Annotated in this window: 15 protein-coding genes; 5 read left to right on the forward strand and 10 right to left on the reverse strand. The window is 58.6% G+C overall.

Annotated elements, in window-relative coordinates; translation table 11 throughout:
- Positions 1-2 precede the first annotated feature (2 nt).
- The 7 genes from BA177_RS15740 to BA177_RS15770 form a co-directional block, all read right to left on the reverse strand.
- Positions 3-581, reverse strand: coding sequence for a hypothetical protein (locus BA177_RS15740; protein ID WP_068617760.1), 579 nt, complete (start codon positions 579-581; stop codon positions 3-5).
- A gap of 55 nt (positions 582-636) precedes the next feature.
- Positions 637-2,097: a Na+/H+ antiporter NhaC gene (gene nhaC / locus BA177_RS15745; protein WP_068617762.1), complete on the reverse strand. Its 1,461-nt coding sequence runs from the start codon at positions 2,095-2,097 to the stop codon at positions 637-639.
- 82 nt (positions 2,098-2,179) lie between these two features.
- Positions 2,180-3,553 carry a M28 family peptidase gene (locus BA177_RS15750; RefSeq protein ID WP_082990181.1) on the reverse strand — a complete coding sequence of 458 codons (1,374 nt, stop codon included), beginning with the start codon at positions 3,551-3,553 and terminating at the stop codon, positions 2,180-2,182.
- 44 nt (positions 3,554-3,597) lie between these two features.
- Positions 3,598-4,257: an SDR family oxidoreductase gene (locus BA177_RS15755; protein ID WP_068617764.1), complete on the reverse strand. Its 660-nt coding sequence runs from the start codon at positions 4,255-4,257 to the stop codon at positions 3,598-3,600.
- Between the two features lie 11 nt (positions 4,258-4,268).
- On the reverse strand, positions 4,269-5,360 hold the full coding sequence (locus BA177_RS15760) for a PQQ-dependent sugar dehydrogenase (protein WP_068617766.1): 1,092 nt from the start codon (positions 5,358-5,360) through the stop codon (positions 4,269-4,271).
- A 36-nt stretch (positions 5,361-5,396) separates the two neighbouring features.
- Entirely contained in the window at positions 5,397-5,945 is a 549-nt protein-coding gene (locus tag BA177_RS15765; RefSeq protein ID WP_197493157.1) for a RidA family protein, read from the reverse strand.
- 45 nt (positions 5,946-5,990) lie between these two features.
- The gene (locus BA177_RS15770; protein WP_068617770.1) at positions 5,991-7,469 is read right to left on the reverse strand and encodes a Na+/H+ antiporter NhaC family protein; all 1,479 of its coding nucleotides are present in this window, start codon (positions 7,467-7,469) and stop codon (positions 5,991-5,993) included.
- 268 nt (positions 7,470-7,737) lie between these two features.
- Between BA177_RS15770 and ggt the strand changes: the two genes are divergently transcribed.
- Positions 7,738-9,450: a gamma-glutamyltransferase gene (gene ggt, locus BA177_RS15780; RefSeq protein ID WP_068619520.1), complete on the forward strand. Its 1,713-nt coding sequence runs from the start codon at positions 7,738-7,740 to the stop codon at positions 9,448-9,450.
- Between the two features lie 220 nt (positions 9,451-9,670).
- On the opposite strand, the gene BA177_RS15785 is transcribed toward ggt, so the two are convergent.
- Positions 9,671-10,537, reverse strand: coding sequence for a c-type cytochrome (locus BA177_RS15785; RefSeq protein ID WP_231892462.1), 867 nt, complete (start codon positions 10,535-10,537; stop codon positions 9,671-9,673).
- 31 nt (positions 10,538-10,568) lie between these two features.
- Entirely contained in the window at positions 10,569-11,018 is a 450-nt protein-coding gene (locus tag BA177_RS18815) for a c-type cytochrome (RefSeq protein WP_068617774.1), read from the reverse strand.
- Between the two features lie 183 nt (positions 11,019-11,201).
- On the opposite strand from BA177_RS18815, the gene BA177_RS15795 reads away from it, so the two are divergent.
- The 4 genes from BA177_RS15795 (at position 11,202) to BA177_RS15810 (ending at position 15,570) form a co-directional block, all read left to right on the forward strand.
- Positions 11,202-12,494, forward strand: coding sequence for a TPR end-of-group domain-containing protein (locus BA177_RS15795; protein ID WP_197493160.1), 1,293 nt, complete (start codon positions 11,202-11,204; stop codon positions 12,492-12,494).
- 52 nt (positions 12,495-12,546) lie between these two features.
- Complete coding sequence (locus tag BA177_RS15800; protein WP_068617778.1) at positions 12,547-13,044, forward strand: GNAT family N-acetyltransferase; 498 nt, start codon at positions 12,547-12,549, stop codon at positions 13,042-13,044.
- 12 nt (positions 13,045-13,056) lie between these two features.
- Entirely contained in the window at positions 13,057-14,088 is a 1,032-nt protein-coding gene (locus BA177_RS15805; protein WP_068617780.1) for a histone deacetylase family protein, read from the forward strand.
- Positions 14,089-14,154: 66 nt separating this feature from the next.
- On the forward strand, positions 14,155-15,570 hold the full coding sequence (locus BA177_RS15810; protein WP_068617782.1) for a Na+/H+ antiporter NhaC family protein: 1,416 nt from the start codon (positions 14,155-14,157) through the stop codon (positions 15,568-15,570).
- Between the two features lie 712 nt (positions 15,571-16,282).
- Here the strand turns inward: BA177_RS15810 and BA177_RS15820 are convergent.
- On the reverse strand, positions 16,283-17,257 hold the full coding sequence (locus BA177_RS15820) for a serine hydrolase domain-containing protein (RefSeq protein ID WP_068619522.1): 975 nt from the start codon (positions 17,255-17,257) through the stop codon (positions 16,283-16,285).
- Positions 17,258-17,339: the final 82 nt, after the last annotated feature.

Genomic DNA, 17,339 nt, shown 5'->3' on the forward strand with positions numbered 1-17,339 from the left:
GCTCACTCCGTACTTGTCCGATTGGCGCCACCGATGTTCTTCATCCTGAACAGAAACCCGCCGGCCAGCAACAGCGCCACCAAAAACCCGAGCCAGCCCCACGGCACGCCGCTGGCACCCACCTTGAACGGGAAAACCGCCGTGTAGATATTCGAATTACTGGGGTGACCCGCTGTGACGATACCGATGTATTCACCACGCTCGGCGAACACATGCTCGACCAGCAAGGTACCGTTGGATTTAACCGCCGGTGGCGCGTAGAAAACAGTTGCGGCGTCCAGGTTGCCAAGCGCATCGATGTCGTTTTCGCGCGCGAACTCCCCTTTGCCGGTCACGTTGCGGATGATGCGAAAATCAACCGGCACGTCTTTCAAGCTGCGGTGCAGGTAGTCGAGAACGAATACGGCCTTGCCGGCGACCGGCAGGTCTTCGCAAAACTCGGTATCGCCTTTGGCATCTGGTTGATACGCGGTGAAATGCGCGTCGTAAAAGCCGATATTGATAATGCAGGTGTCGTTGCTGAGCACGACCCCACCGCCCGCCCGGGCGCTGCCTGCCAGGACGAGCCACAACACAGTCATCGCTGCAGCCAGCGACTGTCGCAGGCGATGCCTGCGTGCGCAAGCGGTGAAAGGCTCAGGCGCTGGCGGTATCCGGCTCGCCGTCAAGGCGGGTGATCGTGAAGCCCGTGTAGCCATAGATAATAGACACCAGCGGGTTAATAAGATTGAAGAAGGCGAACGGCAAATAAGCCAGCGTCGCGACGCCCAGCGTTGCCGCCATGTAGGCACCGCAGGTATTCCACGGTACCAGCGGCGAGGTCAACGTGCCGGAGTCTTCAACAACGCGGGACAGGTTCACGGGGTCCAGATTGCGCCGTTCGAACTCGGCTTTGAACATTTTCCCAGGCAGCACAATGGCAATGTACTGATCCGCCGCGATGATGTTGATACCGATGCAGCTGAACACGACAGTCATGATCAGGGAACCGGTCGACTTCGCGGCGCGCAACGCCGATTCAATCAGGCGTTCCAGCATACGGGCGTGCTCGAGTACCGCCCCGTAGGATAAAGCCGTAAGGATCAGCCATATTGTAACGAGCATGCCGCTCATGCCGCCGCGTGACAGCAAGTCATCAACCTCGGTGACGCCGGTCGTCGACACATAACCATCCGAGAGCGCCAGCCACACGCCTTTGGTCAGCGCGAGCCCCACCGGCAAATCAGGCGAGGCTGCGAAATCCAGTACCACCTGTGGTTGCATCACTATGGCGACGAACCCACCCAACAATGCACCAAACAGAATCGTCGGCAACGGCGGTACTTTTTTGTAGGCCATATAGAAAACAACGGCCAGTGGAATCAGTGCCAGTGGCGTGATATTGAACGCGCTATCCAGCGTCGTCATCAGGTCTTGCAGGGCTGTATTCTCCGCCGGCACGTCAGCCATCAGACCAATCACTGAAAAAGTGATCAGCGCCATAATGATTGACGGCCCGGTTGTCCATGCCATGTGTCGAATGTGCGTGAACAGGTCTGTCTCAACCACCGCGGGCGCCAGGTTGGTGGTATCGGAAAGCGGCGACATCTTGTCGCCGAAATACGCGCCCGACACAATGGCGCCGGCGGTAATTGCGGGCGACAAGCCAAGTCCCAGTGCCACTCCCACCAGCGCAACGCCGAGTGTGCCCGCCACTGTCCATGAGCTGCCGGTGGCCAATGCCGCGATAGCACAAATCAACAAGCTCGCTGCGTAAAACCATTGCGGACTCAATAATTCCAGTCCGTAATAAATCAGTGATGGAACTGTTCCGGCCATCAGCCAGGTACCGATCAAGCCACCGACTGACAAAAGAATCAGAATAGCGCCCATCGCGGTACTGATCCCTGCAACGATGGCTTTGAGTAACTCTGGCCAGGTATGACCATTGCGCATCGCAACGATCGCGGCAATCGCGGCGCCCAGGGTCAAAACGATTTGATTCGGTCCGCTCGACGAATCAGAACCAAACAGGTAGACAGACAGCGCCAGCATCAGGATCAACGATATGACGGGAATCAGTGCGTCGACCATCGTCGGCATTTTGGGTTGGCTCATAAGTTCTCGGACCTTTTCGTCTAGTCGTACTGTTCGGGTTGTTTACCGGAATGCCGTGCCGTCGACGCACACATTAAATTTATCAATCACCAAATGATCCGGGGCTGCCGGGAAATACCACCGGTGACTCGGAACCGTCTTTGGCAACACTGGCAACACCAAAGAAGTAATTGTCGATAACGGTATTTTCTAGCGTGTAGCTGTCCACAAGGCCGACGTAGCGGCTGCGTGTCCACTGCGCATCCGTAGTAAGACGCCAATAGACTTTATAGCCAGCCAGATTCTGCGCCGCCATGCCCTCCGGCAGCGTCCAACTCAGGGTTGTGTGTGGCTGCACGGCACCGGCTATGGTTACCTCACTGGGGAACGGTGGAGCCGCCGCCAGACCGGCAAGAGACACCGCATTTAATGCGGTCAATTTGCGTGCGTAATCGAAATTGACGCCGTCAATAACGTCGCCATACCGTATACCGTCCTCCGTGCGCAAATCCTGATGCTGACGGTGATAGTGCTCATGCGTCTCCATGATACGCACACCTGGCATGCCCGCTTCGTTGAACGGCCGGTGATGACCGCCGCGTGCAAAGCGATCCAGACGGTAGATCATCATGACATCGAGATTTTCGATGTAATCGTCAGCCATGCGATCGATGTAACGTGCGAGATTGCGTGACGCTGAGTCAACTTCACCGCCGCGGGAACGGCGTTCAGCCGCTTCGTCGGCCGTTTCTGTATAACGGGTTCCCTCAGAAAACACGCGCGCTGTCGCATTGTCGATCACGCCATCGATGCCTTCGATATTGCCGATCATGTCGTTGTTCAGTACGGCTTTGATACGCCAGCCGTTACGCAATGCGTACGCCGCCAGTATGCGGCCACCGAACAGGCCCTGCTCTTCGCCAGACAGTGCCGCGTAGACAATACTGCCGGCAAATTCGTGCTTTGACAGGACACGCGCGGCTTCAAGCACACCGGCGAGGCCACTCGCATTGTCGTTGGCGCCCGGTGAGTCATCGGTGAAATTCATGGGATCGCTGATGCGCGAATCAATGTCGCCCGCCATCAGCACCATACGATCAGGGTCCAGCGTGCCGCGTTGAATAGCGATGACGCTGACTACTTCCACGGGATCAGGAATGCGCGGCGCACCGGATACCGTATCGCCGACGGTGATCACCTGCAGACAACCGCCACAATCCGCCGAAATTTTCCGGAACTCGCTCTCGACCCAACGTCGTGCAGCCCCGATACCGCGCGTGTCGGACCGGGTATCGGACAACGTATGCCGGGTACCGAAGCTGACCAGCTTACGGATGTCCGCTTCGATGCGCTCAGCGGATACGCTGGCCGCTATGGCTGGTCGCACGTCATCAGCCGCGACGGACAGCACTGGCGCAAGCAGCACCAGCAGCGCCAGTCGGGCCAAAAAGGTAATGCTCTCCGTCTGCTTGCTCATTGCCCCCCTCTCGTTAGCTCAGACGTTGCAGGTTGCCGAGCAGCCTACCACGGCAGCCGTTCGCCATTGGCATGCCAGAAACCGCCTGTGGACGACAGCGTCAACTCGTCCATCCGCGCGATCAGCCCGGTGGCCGCTTCCTTCGCCGGAATTCCTCTGCCGCCGGTCATGGCCGTAGCCACCAGCCCCGGATGCAATAAAGCAACCGCGATGCCGCTGGGTTTGAGGTCGTGACTGAGGTTGGTGCCAATCATGTTCACCGCCGCCTTTGACGCGCGATAACCGTAATTGTTGCCGGACTCATTGTCGGCAATGGAGCCGACCCGGCTGGACACGATCCCGACCTTGGAACCCGCGCCCAGATTGTTCCGCAAGCCGCGCACGACGCGCAGAGGTCCGAGCGCATTGACCTTGAATTGCTCCAGAAGCTCGTCAAAATCCAGCGTATCGAAGCTGTCGCCGCGCAGAATGCCGGCATTGTGCAAGAGAATATCGAACGCCATGCCAGTGACCTTGGTGGCGAGCGTTGCTACATCCCCGGCCTGGCTGACGTCTATGCCATCGACAATCTGCACGCCCAGATTCTCGATTTCGGCACTGACAGTCCGGCATACCGCGACAACCTTATCGCCACGTGCCTGATACTGCCTTGCGAGTTCCAGCCCTATACCGCGGTTCGTCCCGGTAATCAGTACGTTGTTCAAACAGTCCTTCCTCAGTTAGCCGGAGTGAGCTTCAACAAGCGACCGCGACCGCCGTCTTCCAGCATCCAGATTGCACCGTCCGGACCTTCCACGACGGCCCGCATGCGCGCATTCATAGCAAAGCGTTCTGCCTCGCTCGCAGAGTCACCGTTAAAGGCGATGCGCACCAGGGACTGGGATGAGAGACCGCTGATAAAGCCGTCACCGCGCCACTCGGGAAACAGGTCACCGCGGTAAATCATGAAACCGGACGGCGAGATGACGGGCGTCCACCAGGTGGCAGGTTCGGCAAATTCAGGGCGGGTTTCGTGGTCCGGGATATCCTCGCCGCTGTAGTGGTCGCCGTTGGAAACAACCGGGTAACCATAGTTTTGCCCCCGCACGACGAGGTTGAGTTCATCACCGCCTCTGGGTCCCATTTCGTGATTCCACAAGCGGCCTTGCGCGTCAAATGCCAAACCCAGCGGGTTGCGATGGCCCAGTGACCAGATCTGCGCGGTAACTCCGCCCTGGTCAACGTACGGATTGTCCGAGGGCACACTGCCGTCGTCGTTAAGCCGCAGAATTTTGCCGAGGTTGGCGGCCATGTCCTGTGCCGGGGTGAATTTCTGCCGGTCACCCGAGGATACAAACAAATAGCCGTCGGCTGAAAACAGCAAGCGGTGACCGTAGTGACCGCGTCCACTGACCTTGGGGACCTGGCGCCAGATAACCTCCACGTTGGCCAGCGCAGGCTTCGCACTCAGGTCGAGCTCTGCACGTGCCACAGCGGCACCGCGGGTATTGCCGCTGCCGGACTCCGCGTAACTCAGGTACACAACATGATTGTGCGCAAAATCGGGATGCAGGGCGATATCGCCGAGCCCGCCCTGACCGCCGAAATCGACCTCCGGCACGCCGTCGACGGCGATCGTTGTCCCGTCATCCGGTGACACCAGCAGCAACCGGCCAGCCTGCTCCGTAATCAGCAAGCGTCCGTCGGGCAGGAAGACCATTGCCCAGGGGCGCGAAAAGCTTTTTACCGCCGTGACCTCGAACGGCAGTTCCTCTTCGGCACAGGCCAGCAAGGGAATAAAAACGAGCAATGCGAACAGACGCTTCATGTGTAACCTCGGGTATCTGCTTTCAGGCGATTGCGATCAACGCCTTATTTCAAACACGGATTCGATCTCGACAGCCGCATTCAGCGGCAAAGAGTTGGTTCCGAGCGCCGCGCGTGCCGCGAGACCTTGCTCACCAAAGACATCGCGCAATAATTCGGAAGCGCCGTTGATGACGGTCGACTGTTCGCTGAAGTCGGCAGTGCAATTCACGAACCCACGCAGCTGGACGCATTGCACTACCCTGTCGAGGTCACCGCCACAAGCCGATTTCAGTTGCGCGAGTATCCGCAGCCCAACGAGACGAGCCGCGGCATAGCCTTCATCGACAGTGAGATCTGAACCGAGTTTGCCGAAGGTTGGCGTTGCCGCATTGGCGGGCGGAATCTGCCCCGCAATGAAGACCTGCTGGCCGCTGATCCGGTAAGGCACGTATACCGCCGCTGGCGTTGACGGGGTTTCCAGCTCGATACCCAGCTCCCGAAGCCTGTCGTCGACTTTGCGGGTCTTTGCCTCTGCGCTGGTCGTCGACAGCCCGAGTGCCACGGAAGCGGTGCCCAGCATTTCGAAAAAGGTTCGTCTGTTCATGGTTGCCCCACCCTCGACTGTTGCTTGTTTTGGTTCGCACTTACTCTATCGAACGGCCTCAGGCATTGCCAGAAAGCGCCGCAGCACAAGCATTAACGATATCTGTACGCCAACGGCGGCCGCCGCAATCCAGCTTGTGGCCAGATGACCCGCGATGACGAATGCCACTATCGAAATACCGCCGTTCACGACGGCGTACGGCATTTGCGTTCTGAAATGTTCCAGCGGTGTTGTGCCGGCACCGGTTGACGACAATATGGTCGTTTCCGAAACCGGCGAAGAATGATCGCCGAACAGCCCGCCGGACAACACTGCACCGATCACGACCGGCAAGGCGGCATCAACCGCCAAAGCAGACGGAATAGCCAACGGCATCATGATGACTATCGTCCCCCAGGAGGATCCGGTAGCGAAAGAAATTACAGCCGCAAGAATGAAAACGACCACCGCCAGGTAACCGCTGGTCACACCGTCGCGCGCCAGCGCCGCAACGTAGCTACCGGTGCCGAGATCGGCACTGATGTCACCCAATGCCCACGCAAGCACCAGTGTCGCAGCGATGGACATCATGCCGCTCATGCCGGTGGCGTAGTTGGCGAACGCCGTTGCGGCGGTCTGCACACCACTGACCAACAGCAACGCAAACAGCATGAGTGCGGCGAAGAAATACGCCGCTGACAATGCCGCGCGAAAATCGCTGCCGGCGACCTGTTGCTGCGGAAAGCCCAGTTGCAGGAGAACGGCAAACAACACCACTCCCAGTACCAGCAACGGCAACCAGACCAGCACCGGTTTAGCACGCGGGTCATCTGCGACCTGCGGTGCGTGTGCCGCTGGCTCGGCAGAACTCTGCGCGCGACGCATGGGGCCGAAATCGAAATCCAGTATGGCGAGCACCGGCGCCAGCGCGATCGCCAGCCAGGCGTACACCTGGTAGGGAATCGCCGCGATAAATGCAGACCATTCGGAATCGGCGATGCCATTGGCGGCAAAGGCATCGGCTATGACGCTCATGATGAAGACCCCCCAACCAATGAACGGCACGAGAATTGCCACTGGTGAGGAGGTGGAATCGAGTATGAACGCCAGCTTCTGGCGCGAGATATTCATGCGGTCTGCCAGGGGCTGAAACACGGGACCGATGATCAGCGGTGTGCCGAGGTCCGAGAAGAAAATCACGACACCGCCAAACCACGCCGCAAGCTGGGTGCGGGTTCGATTGACTACCCAGCGCGCCGCGCTGCGGGCGAACGCGGCGCCGCCGCCGGAACGTTCAATCAGTTTGACGAAGCCACCAATGAAGGCGAGCAGCACCAGCACGCTCGCGTTGTAGCTGTCCGCCACTTCCGGAACCAGCCGCTCCTTGACCATTGACGGCACAAAACCCAGCAAACTGGCGTCACTGGTCATCAATGCACCGCAAGTAACACCGGCAAACAAACCGACCAGGACATTGCGCAAAGTCAACGCGATCAGCAATGTGACGATGACGGGTAGCAGCGAGGCCATTCCGGGTTCATTCATGGCATGACTATACTATGCAGCCGGACTCGCAGGGTCTTGAGCCAGCCGGCGCCCTGTCACTCGCGCGGCGAACACCGCGTGTGGTGGCACACAGCAACAAGCTGAAGGGTCCTGCCCGCGCCGGGCCGAACCCGGCAGACAGCACGAATAACAAGTTTCCCGACAAACCTTTTGCCGGCTGTGAGGTGGATTCGTACTGTGTAGAATGCGGCGCTCAACAGGCAATTCCTGACTACCTGTCCTGGTAATGACCGAACTGGGGGACGCAATGCAGTTTTCGGAACTTCGTAATCTATTGGCCACAGCGGCTGCTGTCGTCTTAATCGCTCATGCCAGCATCGTTGACGCGGCAGGACGAGCTCCCGCGCGTGGCATGAACGGCATCGTTGCCAGTTCATCCGCACACGCCTCCGAAGTCGGTGTGCAGGTATTACGCGACGGCGGCAATGCCGTTGATGCGGCAATTGCCACGGCCTTCGCCATGGCCGTCACGTGGCCTACGGCCGGCAATATCGGTGGCGGTGGCTTCCTCGTGTACCACGGCGCTGATGGCACGACGACGACGTTCGACTTTCGCGAGAAAGCACCGCTCGCTGCCAGCGAAGACATGTACCTCGACGAGAACGGCGAAATTCAGGACAACATCAATCACGACAGCATCCTTGCCGTGGGCGTACCGGGCACGGTTGCCGGACTGGAACTGGCGCATCAGCGCCTCGGCACGAAGCCATGGCGCGATCTGGTCGCTCCGGCCGTCAAACTTGCGCGTGAGGGCATTCCCATCAGCTGGCAACTGCATGACTCCTTCAAGGGCCGGAAGTCACGCTGGGACCGTTACCCGAGTTCGGCCAAGGTATTCCTGAAGCGCGACGGCTCGTTCTACCAGCCTGGCGACATATGGAAGCAACCGGACCTGGCAAAAACGCTGAAACGCATCGAACGGGAAGGTGCCGACGGCTTTTACAAAGGTCGCACCGCCACGCTTATTGCCGATCACATGGCAGCGAACGGCGGACTGATCACGCTTGAAGATCTCGCGAAATATGAAGCGGTGGAACGTGCACCAATCACAGGCAACTACCGCGGCTACGAGATTGTCAGCATGCCACCGCCCAGTTCGGGTGGTGTCACGATGGTCGAAATGCTGAATATCCTGGAAGGTTTCGATCTGGCCGGCATGGGACACAACTCGGCGCAATACCTGCACATCCTGACTGAAGCCATGCGGCGGGCGTATGCCGATCGTGCGAACTACCTGGGCGACCCGGACTTCAATGAAGACATGCCCATCGAGCGACTCACCTCCAAAGAGCATGCGGCCGATTTACGCGGCAGCATCAGCCTGACATCGGCATCGGCCAGTGACCCGGCTCTGTTCGCGCAGGCGTACGAATCGAATGAGACCACCCATTTTTCCGTCGTAGACAAGGACGGCAACATGGTGTCCCTGACCTATACGCTGGAGTGGGGCTACGGCTCGCACATCGTCGTGGAAGGTGCCGGCTTCTTGCTGAATAACGAAATGGGCGACTTCAACGCCCAGCCCGGCATCACCGACGAACGCGGCCGCATCGGCACGGCAGCCAACCGCATACGGCCGGAAAAACGCATGCTGTCCAGCATGACGCCGACGATAGTTGCGAAAGATGGCGTGCCATTGTTTGCGACCGGCAGTCCCGGCGGCAAAACCATTATCAATACCTCGATGCAAACGGTACTCAACGTGATCGACCACGGCATGAACATCGCGGAAGCCATCGAAGCACCGCGCATACATCACCAGTGGCTACCCGACATGACTGTCTTCGAACGCAGCGGGATTTCGCCGGATACCCGCAAGTTGTACGAATCATTTGGTCACACGATTCGCGAAGTGCGGGGTATCGGCAGTGCGATGGGGGTCTACCGTGATCCGGAAACCGGCATTCTGTACGGCGGTGCCGACAGTCGCGCCGAAGACGGCGGCGCCGTCGCGTACTGAGAATAGCAGGGAGCGGTTGCCGGACGGCAACCGGGAAAACCGCGGTACGGCATGTCGATATTGATATAGGCGACCAGGGGCCCGGACGCTACGGGTGGGATCTTCGCCAAGTACGGCATCAATTGCCGTTTCGTTGCGTTCTTTTTGCTCGCCGCAGGAACAGGCCGCAACACAGGCCGCCAGCGCAACGGCGATCAGCCGTTTGCCACGGTACTCCTGGTCAGTCTTGGTCGGCGAGCGCCGGCAGTGACTGCAGGTAAGTCGCAATAGCCAGGCGATCTTCGCGAGTCAGTTTACTTGTATTGTCATCGATAACGGCGCCCATGGAGCTGCCGCTGAAATCGCCATCGGGCAACATGCCCGTGTCCAGAAAATACTCGATATCGCTGCGTGACCAGCCACCGATACCATCGTCTTTGTGCGGTGTGATATTGGGGATGCGCTCGCCATCGCTGCCGTCCGGGTTGCCGGCCAGTTCGCGATCGTTATTGACCGCACCCAGCGCCTTGCGCGGCGTATGACATTCACCGCAATGCCCGAGATGCCGTACCAGGTATGCGCCGCGGTTCCACTCGGCGCTCTGTGCCGAATCGTTTTCGAAGCGTTGCGATTCAAAATAAAGGCTGCGCCAGACTTTGGCCGCCAGCCGGGTCGACATGTAGAACGGCAGGTCGTGGTCCCGGTTGGCCTGTTCTACCGGCGGCAGGCTGAACAAATACGCCTTGATGTCGAGTACATCGGCACGGCTCATGCCGGTATAGGAAGGGTACGGGAACGCAGGGAAGTAACTCGCGCCGTCAGGATTCAATCCATCGTGAACGGCCTGAACGAAATCGTCATCGGACCAGCGGCCGATGCCGGTTTCCTTGTGTGGCGTTATATTCGGCGAATAAAAGGTGCCGAAGGGCGATACCAGCGCGCGACCGCCAGCCAGAGGTGGCGCATCATCACTGTCACTGGTGTGACAGGTGATACAGCCGCCGGCATGAACGAGGTATTCCCCGCGCGACAGACTGTCATCCTCTGCGACTGCCCATAATGGCAGCACGGCGGATAACAAGACGATCGCGCGGGCGGTCGCGCTCAACCCTGGTATCACCAACAGTATCGGCCCTTTGTTAGTGAGCTACGCGGAAATCGTCGTGGCAGCCGCTGCAAGTCTTGCCAAGATCACGGAATGCCGAGCCAACATCGCCGCCATCGGCCACTACGCTGACGAAGTTTTCACTGGCCTTTTCAGCGGCGTCCAGTGCTGCAGCAAATTTTTCCGGCTGCGCCCAGATTGCCGGCAGTGCTTCACTGTCGCCGACCTTTGAACCTTCCTGAAACACGCGGTGCAATTCCGCCATGCCATTCGCAAGACCTTCTGCATGTTCGATCAGGTGACCGTCGTCTTCAACAAGACCACGTACGATCATGGAAGCTGCGCCAATATGTCCGCGCAACACGGTCATCAATGACGTTCGGTACTTGAACGCATCTTCTGCCGATGTTTCTGCGCTGGCAGTAAAGGAAAACGCACTGGCAATAGTGACGGTCAGGATTGCAGCTACGAGTTTACGGGGCATTGCGGATCTCCAGGGAGTGTATGTCAGATTACTGAACGCGCAAGAGTAGCAATAGCCAGCGGTATCGCACAATCTCCTGAACCGGTGATTCGTCAATGCCTTATGAAATTTGATTCGGTATCGGCCGGAACTATTCGTTCGTGGTCGGGACGAACATACGATAAAGCCGCCGGAGCGCCTGCGATGTCCGTCCATTGTCGATACCCTGCCGCGAAATTCTCCACAATTGTTGCCGCCCTTCTGCTGTCCTGCAGCAGCTTCGCGCAATCCGGTGTTGCCGAATCTCAGCAGCATTTGCGCGCAGCCAGCGCCGCTTACGAAGCCGGCGACTTCAGGAAATACACAGCGGAACTCGAAACCGCGCACAAACTGAACCCGGACAGTCTGTACACGCGTTACAACCTCGCTTGCGGCTACGCACTCACAGGCCAAACGGAGCAGGCACTGGCAATGCTCACCTGGCTCACCGAAGCGCGGGTGGATTTCAATATGGCCGACGACCCGGATCTCGCCAGCCTTGCGGACAATCCGCGTTTCCAACAGCTGCTTGCGCGCACCGCGGTCAATACCCGGCCCATCAGCAACAGTCGGCATACATTCACGGTATCTCGGCTCGACTTGTTACCCGAGGGCATCGCCTGGGACCCCGCCAGCAAGCGATTTTTCTTCGGCAGCATGCGCAACGGCGAAGTTTTCGCGGCTGCAAGCAGCGGACAGCACACGCTTTTTGCGACTGTCGCAAAAGACGGACCACTGTCGGCAATCGGCATGACCGTTGATACAGCCCGCAATCTGCTCTGGGTCATTGGTACCCGAACGACATTGCTGGACGGTGTCGCAAGCGATATGCCGGTGGTCAGCGGCGTGTTTGCCTACGCATTGGACAGCGGTGAACTGCAGCACGCTTACACCCGCGACGACGTTGGCTTCGGCTTTAACGATGTCACGCTTGCGCCCAACGGTGACATCTATCTCAGCGGTGATGTGCTCGGCTATGTGCCCGCGGCAGGCGACGGTCTCGAAATTCTGGAGACCAGTGAACCGGTATTTGGCAGCAACGGTATCGTCGTTACCCCGGATGGCAAGACACTGATCACATCCTCCTACCCGGCCGGCGTCGCTGCAATACGCATCAGCGACGGTCAGACGACCTTCCTGCAGGCACCGGACAACGTACCGCTGTACGGCATCGACGGTATGTACCTGTACGAAGGCGATCTGGTTGCCGTACAGCACGGTGCACGGCCGTGGCGATTGATGCGCTTTGCACTGGATCCCTCACTAAGCCGGATTACCAGCGCCAGGACGATTGAATTCGCCAACGAAAACGTAACAGCAACGACCGGGGCGATCGTCGGCAACGAAATTCACTACATTGGCCAGGGAACCGTGCCAGAGTCCATGCCCGCGCACATAGCTGAACACCTGCACGAACTGATCGGCCCCACCATCGTGATGACAGCGCCGCTGGACTGACTTACCCTGTGCGATTCGATCACCGTCTCACACAATTGCGCCAGGGAGCGTCATGGGCGACGCCAATATCATCATTCGCAGAGCAAATAAGAATGACGCGGGAACCATAGCGCTGCTCATCGCTCGGCTCGCACAAGCAACCGGACAACGCAGCAAGATGACCAGCACCGAAGCGGACTTTGCGCGCTACGGTTTTGGCACGACGCCTGCGTTCAATGTGCTGTTGGCCGAAGCATCGGGCGACGCGGTTGGTCTGTCATTGTGGTTCTATAATTTTTCCAGCTGGCGGGGTGAGTTGGGCGCGTACCTGCAAGACCTGTACGTTGACGACAGCATGCGCGGCACAGGACTTGGTCGCCGCTTGCTGGCTGAAACGGCCACACATGCGCGTGCCGATGGCGCGACGCACCTGCGATTATCGGTCGACACCGACAATACCGGTGCGCAGGACTTCTACAAACATCTCGGCTTCGTCGCGCGTGTCGACGAAGATATTTATCAGATTTCGGACCAGGCTTTCGCCGCGTTGGCTGGCGTTCGTCACACTTAAGGAACACATACAATGAAAGTTGTTTTTGCGGATGCGCAAAAAAAACACGACCCGAAATCGTTTCTGTCTTCCGGCGCACCGCAGCCGAATCCGGAAGTACCGGAACGGGCAATGCGACTGTTGTCAGCGGCCAAGCAATCTGGTCTGAAGCTGGAGAAACCTGACGATTACGGGCTGCAGTTCATCGCCCAGGTGCACTCGCCCGAATACCTGCACTATTTGCAGAACATACATACCCGCTGGTCGCGCATCGAAGGCGCTGCTGCCGAGGTCACGCCGAACATACATCCGGACCGGCGTGACGGTGGCTATCCGCTCTCCGCCGTCGGTCAGGTTGGCTGGCACCACTACGACACCTCCGCGCCGATCACGGCCAACACTTGGGAAAGTGTTTGCTGGAGTGCCCACAGCGCGGCCCACGCTGCAATGCTGGTGGTCGAAGGCGCCGCTGCGAGTTACGCGCTGTGCCGGCCGCCAGGGCACCACGCGAGCCGCGAGATTGCCGGCGGATTTTGTTATCTAAGCAATGCGGCAATCGCCGCCGAAGCGCTGCTGATGCAACACATGCGGGTGGCCATACTCGACATTGACGTGCATCACGGCAATGGCACGCAAAGCGTTTTTTACGGTCGCGATGACGTGCTGACCGTTTCGCTGCACGCGGACCCGGTACGCTTCTATCCGTTCTTCTGGGGTCATCGTGACGAACGCGGTGAAGGTGCCGGTCTCGGCTACAACCTGAATATCCCGCTGGCACGCCGTACCGCCGATGACGACTACCTGCGCGCGCTCGACGGCGCACTGGCACGAATTGCAGCGTTCGATCCCGGCGCGCTGATCATCGCGCTCGGCCTGGACGCCCACGAGGCAGACCCCTTCGAGGGTCTCGCAATTACCACGCCCGGCTTTGGCCGGATCGGTCAGGCAATCGGACGCTGTGCCCTGCCAACGGTACTGGTGCAGGAAGGCGGCTACCTGTCCGAGTCTTTGGGCGCCAACCTCTCTGCGTTTCTGGATGGCTTCAACACCGCGCACCGTTTGTAATTCGCAAGAATGCGGACAAACCGTTAGAGTTGATCGACACCAATAACAAGGCAGACAGTTTACTCCATGACTGATCCCGGCTGGCTTTCCGTACTTCCACCGCTGCTTGCTATCGCGCTCGCCATCTGGAGCAAGCAGGTCATACTGTCATTGTTCGCCGGCATCTGGATGGGCTTTCTCATCCTGAATGGATTCAACCCATTGCTTGGCGTGACCGCCGGACTGGATGGCGTCATGAACGTCTTCACCGATCCGGGCGACACCCGGGTACTGGTGTTCACGCTGCTCATCGGCTCGCTGATCGCAACCATTGAAGAATCGGGCGGCGTTCGCGGCTTCGTGCATTTCCTGGAGTCGCGGCGCTTTGTGCACAACCGTGTTCGCGCACAGGTACTGGCCTGGTTGACCGGCATCGTTATTTTCATCGAATCAAATATCACTTTGCTGGTCGCCGGTGCAGTCAGCCGCCCGCTGTTTGATCGCTACCGGATTTCCCGCGAGAAGCTGGCCTACCTTATTGATGCAACCTCAGCACCGGTGTGCGTCATGATTCCGCTCAATGCCTGGGGCGCAGTCATCATTGGACTGGTTGCCGCCACCGGCATTGAAGACCCGCTGCCAGTCTTCATCTCCTCAATTCCGTACAACTTGTACGCGATCACGGCCATCATCTTGTCCGCGGTCGTTATCTGGAAGAACATCAATATCGGGCCGATGAAAGCGGCTGAAGAACGCACCGCACGCGGCGAATTCCTGTGGCCCGGCGCGACTCCAATGGTAGACGTATCGGCCGAACAGGACGCCGGGCACGAAGGCGAACCGCCACCGCCTGCCTACCTCATGATGCTGCCCATACTCGCCATGATTCTGATGATGCCAATTGGCCTCTATATCACTGGCAACGGCAGCATCATTGAAGGCTCCGGTTCAGAATCCATTCTGTGGGCCATCAGTTTCGCCATTTTGGTCAGCTGGGTACTGATGCTGGCGCGCGGTCAGACCACGATCAATGAACTCATGCGCGTGTTCATGAAAGGCGCCGGTGCGCTGTTGCCAATAGCGACCATACTGTTGCTCGCACTGGCGCTCGGCGACGTCGCCAAGCTGCTGGGCACCGGGCCGTACGTTGCCGGTGTGGTCGGCGCGACTGTCCCGGAGCCGATGCTCGCACCGCTGGTGTTCCTCACCTCGGCGTTCATCGCGTTTTCGGTAGGCTCGAGCTGGGGCACGTTTGCCATCATGATTCCGATCGCCATCCCCATCGCCACCACACTGGGATTACCCGTTCCGCTGATGCTGGGCGCGGCGATTTCGGGTGCTATCTTCGGTGACCATGCATCACCAATCAGCGACACAACGGTCGTCGCCTCCATGGCCTCCGCCACCGATCACATCGACCATGTGCGGACTCAATTGCCGTATGCGCTGCTCGCCGCCGCCATTTCGGCAGTCGGCTTTTTTCTGCTTGGCCTGTTTGCCTGAGCCGTTTTCACGGTCGCAACTTGCTGCGAAACAGTACAAGCGCTGCCACCGGGAGATTCGTCACTGCAGGTCGTGCTGACCCGTGGTCGATCGCTTAGGCCAACTGCCACTGAACGCTACGGAATCCGCCATTGTGGCATTGCGTCCTGTTGCGCCTTTCTGTCCCGAATTTTCTCGCCCAAACGACGACCGTCACGGGCGAGCTGATGTGCCCGGTCGAGATACCGGCAACCTACAAGACGATTGAGTAGCGCGTCCGGGGAACTCCGGCAACTGCCAGAGCTTTGCAGAAAGCACTGCAGGACGAGGGCTACTACAGTGCAGGGTTCGACGGTCCTTTCGGCAAACTTACACTGCTGGCAGTCCAGTCATGCGGCAAAAAACGGCCTGCCTACAGACAGCAACTACGCGCCGCTGTATATGCTCAGGAAACTCGGAACCGGCATTTGATCGAACCCGCAAACAGCAGACCGGCCGTCGCCAAACGGCAATCGGCCGTTTCCGGTTCAGCAGTTCAGTCAGGGTCTGGCGTTTGTTAACGATTGTTGCATTTGGCCGGACCGCAGGAATTCACCGATAGACTCGTTGCCGTAGACATTGAGTTCCGCCCCCCCGGATTACACCGGACTCAATTCACGCGTCAGATCGGGCTCGAAGTTGGATCGAGACCGTTTGGGCAATGCCGGCGATCGCCTTTTGATCGCCGGTTTTTTTATGGCAGGTAGAGTTCGGCCACGGCCTCAGCAAGTGGTTTGACATCCGGACCGCGCCGGTTGGTGAGAACCAGTACGGTCATTCTGTGGTCAGGATAGCGAATGACGTAGTTGCGAAAACCACTGGTACTGCCATCGTGGTGCAGTCGGCGGTGCCCGTTCTTGCGATCAACCCGCCACCCGAGCCCGTAGTCGCCAAAATTTCCGGTCCACATTTGCCGCAACGATTTTTGGGACAGGATCCGCTCCGTGTACAGTGCCTGATCCCACTTGTAGTAGTCACGCAGTGACGTGTAAATACCACCATCGCCCAGCACGGCACTTGTTGTGCTTTGATCGGAGAAGCTGACTTTGCCGTTGTCGACGGTGTAACCGTAGGCGCGATTGGCCACGGTTGACACACCGCGCTGGTACGCGACCGTGTTGTCCATACCCAGCGGTTCAAATATGTGTTCTTGGAGGAACCGGGCGAATGGCATTCCCGTAATATCTTCGATCAGCATCGCCAACACCGCGTACCCAGTATTGCTGTAGCGGTACTCGCTACCCGGCGGGAAATAGGTTTCGCTGACGTCGTACATCATGCGCAAGGCATCGCGGTCAGATACCTGTCCTGCATAATCGTCGGGAATCATGCCCTCGTAGTCGATCAGACCCGAGTTGTGCTGCAGCAAATGACGCAGGGTAATTTCGCGGCCGTAGGCAGGAAACTCATCGAATGAGTCCGACAATGTGTCATCAAGACTCAGCTTGCCCTGCTCGACCAGCAGCATGATGCTGCTGGCCGTGAACTGCTTGGTGATGGATGCCAAACGAAAGTTGCTCGTCGGTGCAATGGCAATGCCGTCTTCAAGGTTTGCCATGCCGTAGGTCCGTTCCAGCACCACATCACCGTCACGTATAACCATGACTGCCGCACCCGGCACGTCGTCGCCCTGATAGCGACTGAACAGATTGTCCACATCCGCCGCCAAGTTACTCCCTCCTGTTCCGGTGCTGCAGGCTGCGACACTCAGAACTGCAAAAACAAAGATCAGTTTCAATGGTCTGGTCACT

It is taken from the genome of Woeseia oceani, assembly GCF_001677435.1.
GTDB classification, from domain to species: Bacteria; Pseudomonadota; Gammaproteobacteria; order Steroidobacterales; family Woeseiaceae; genus Woeseia; species Woeseia oceani.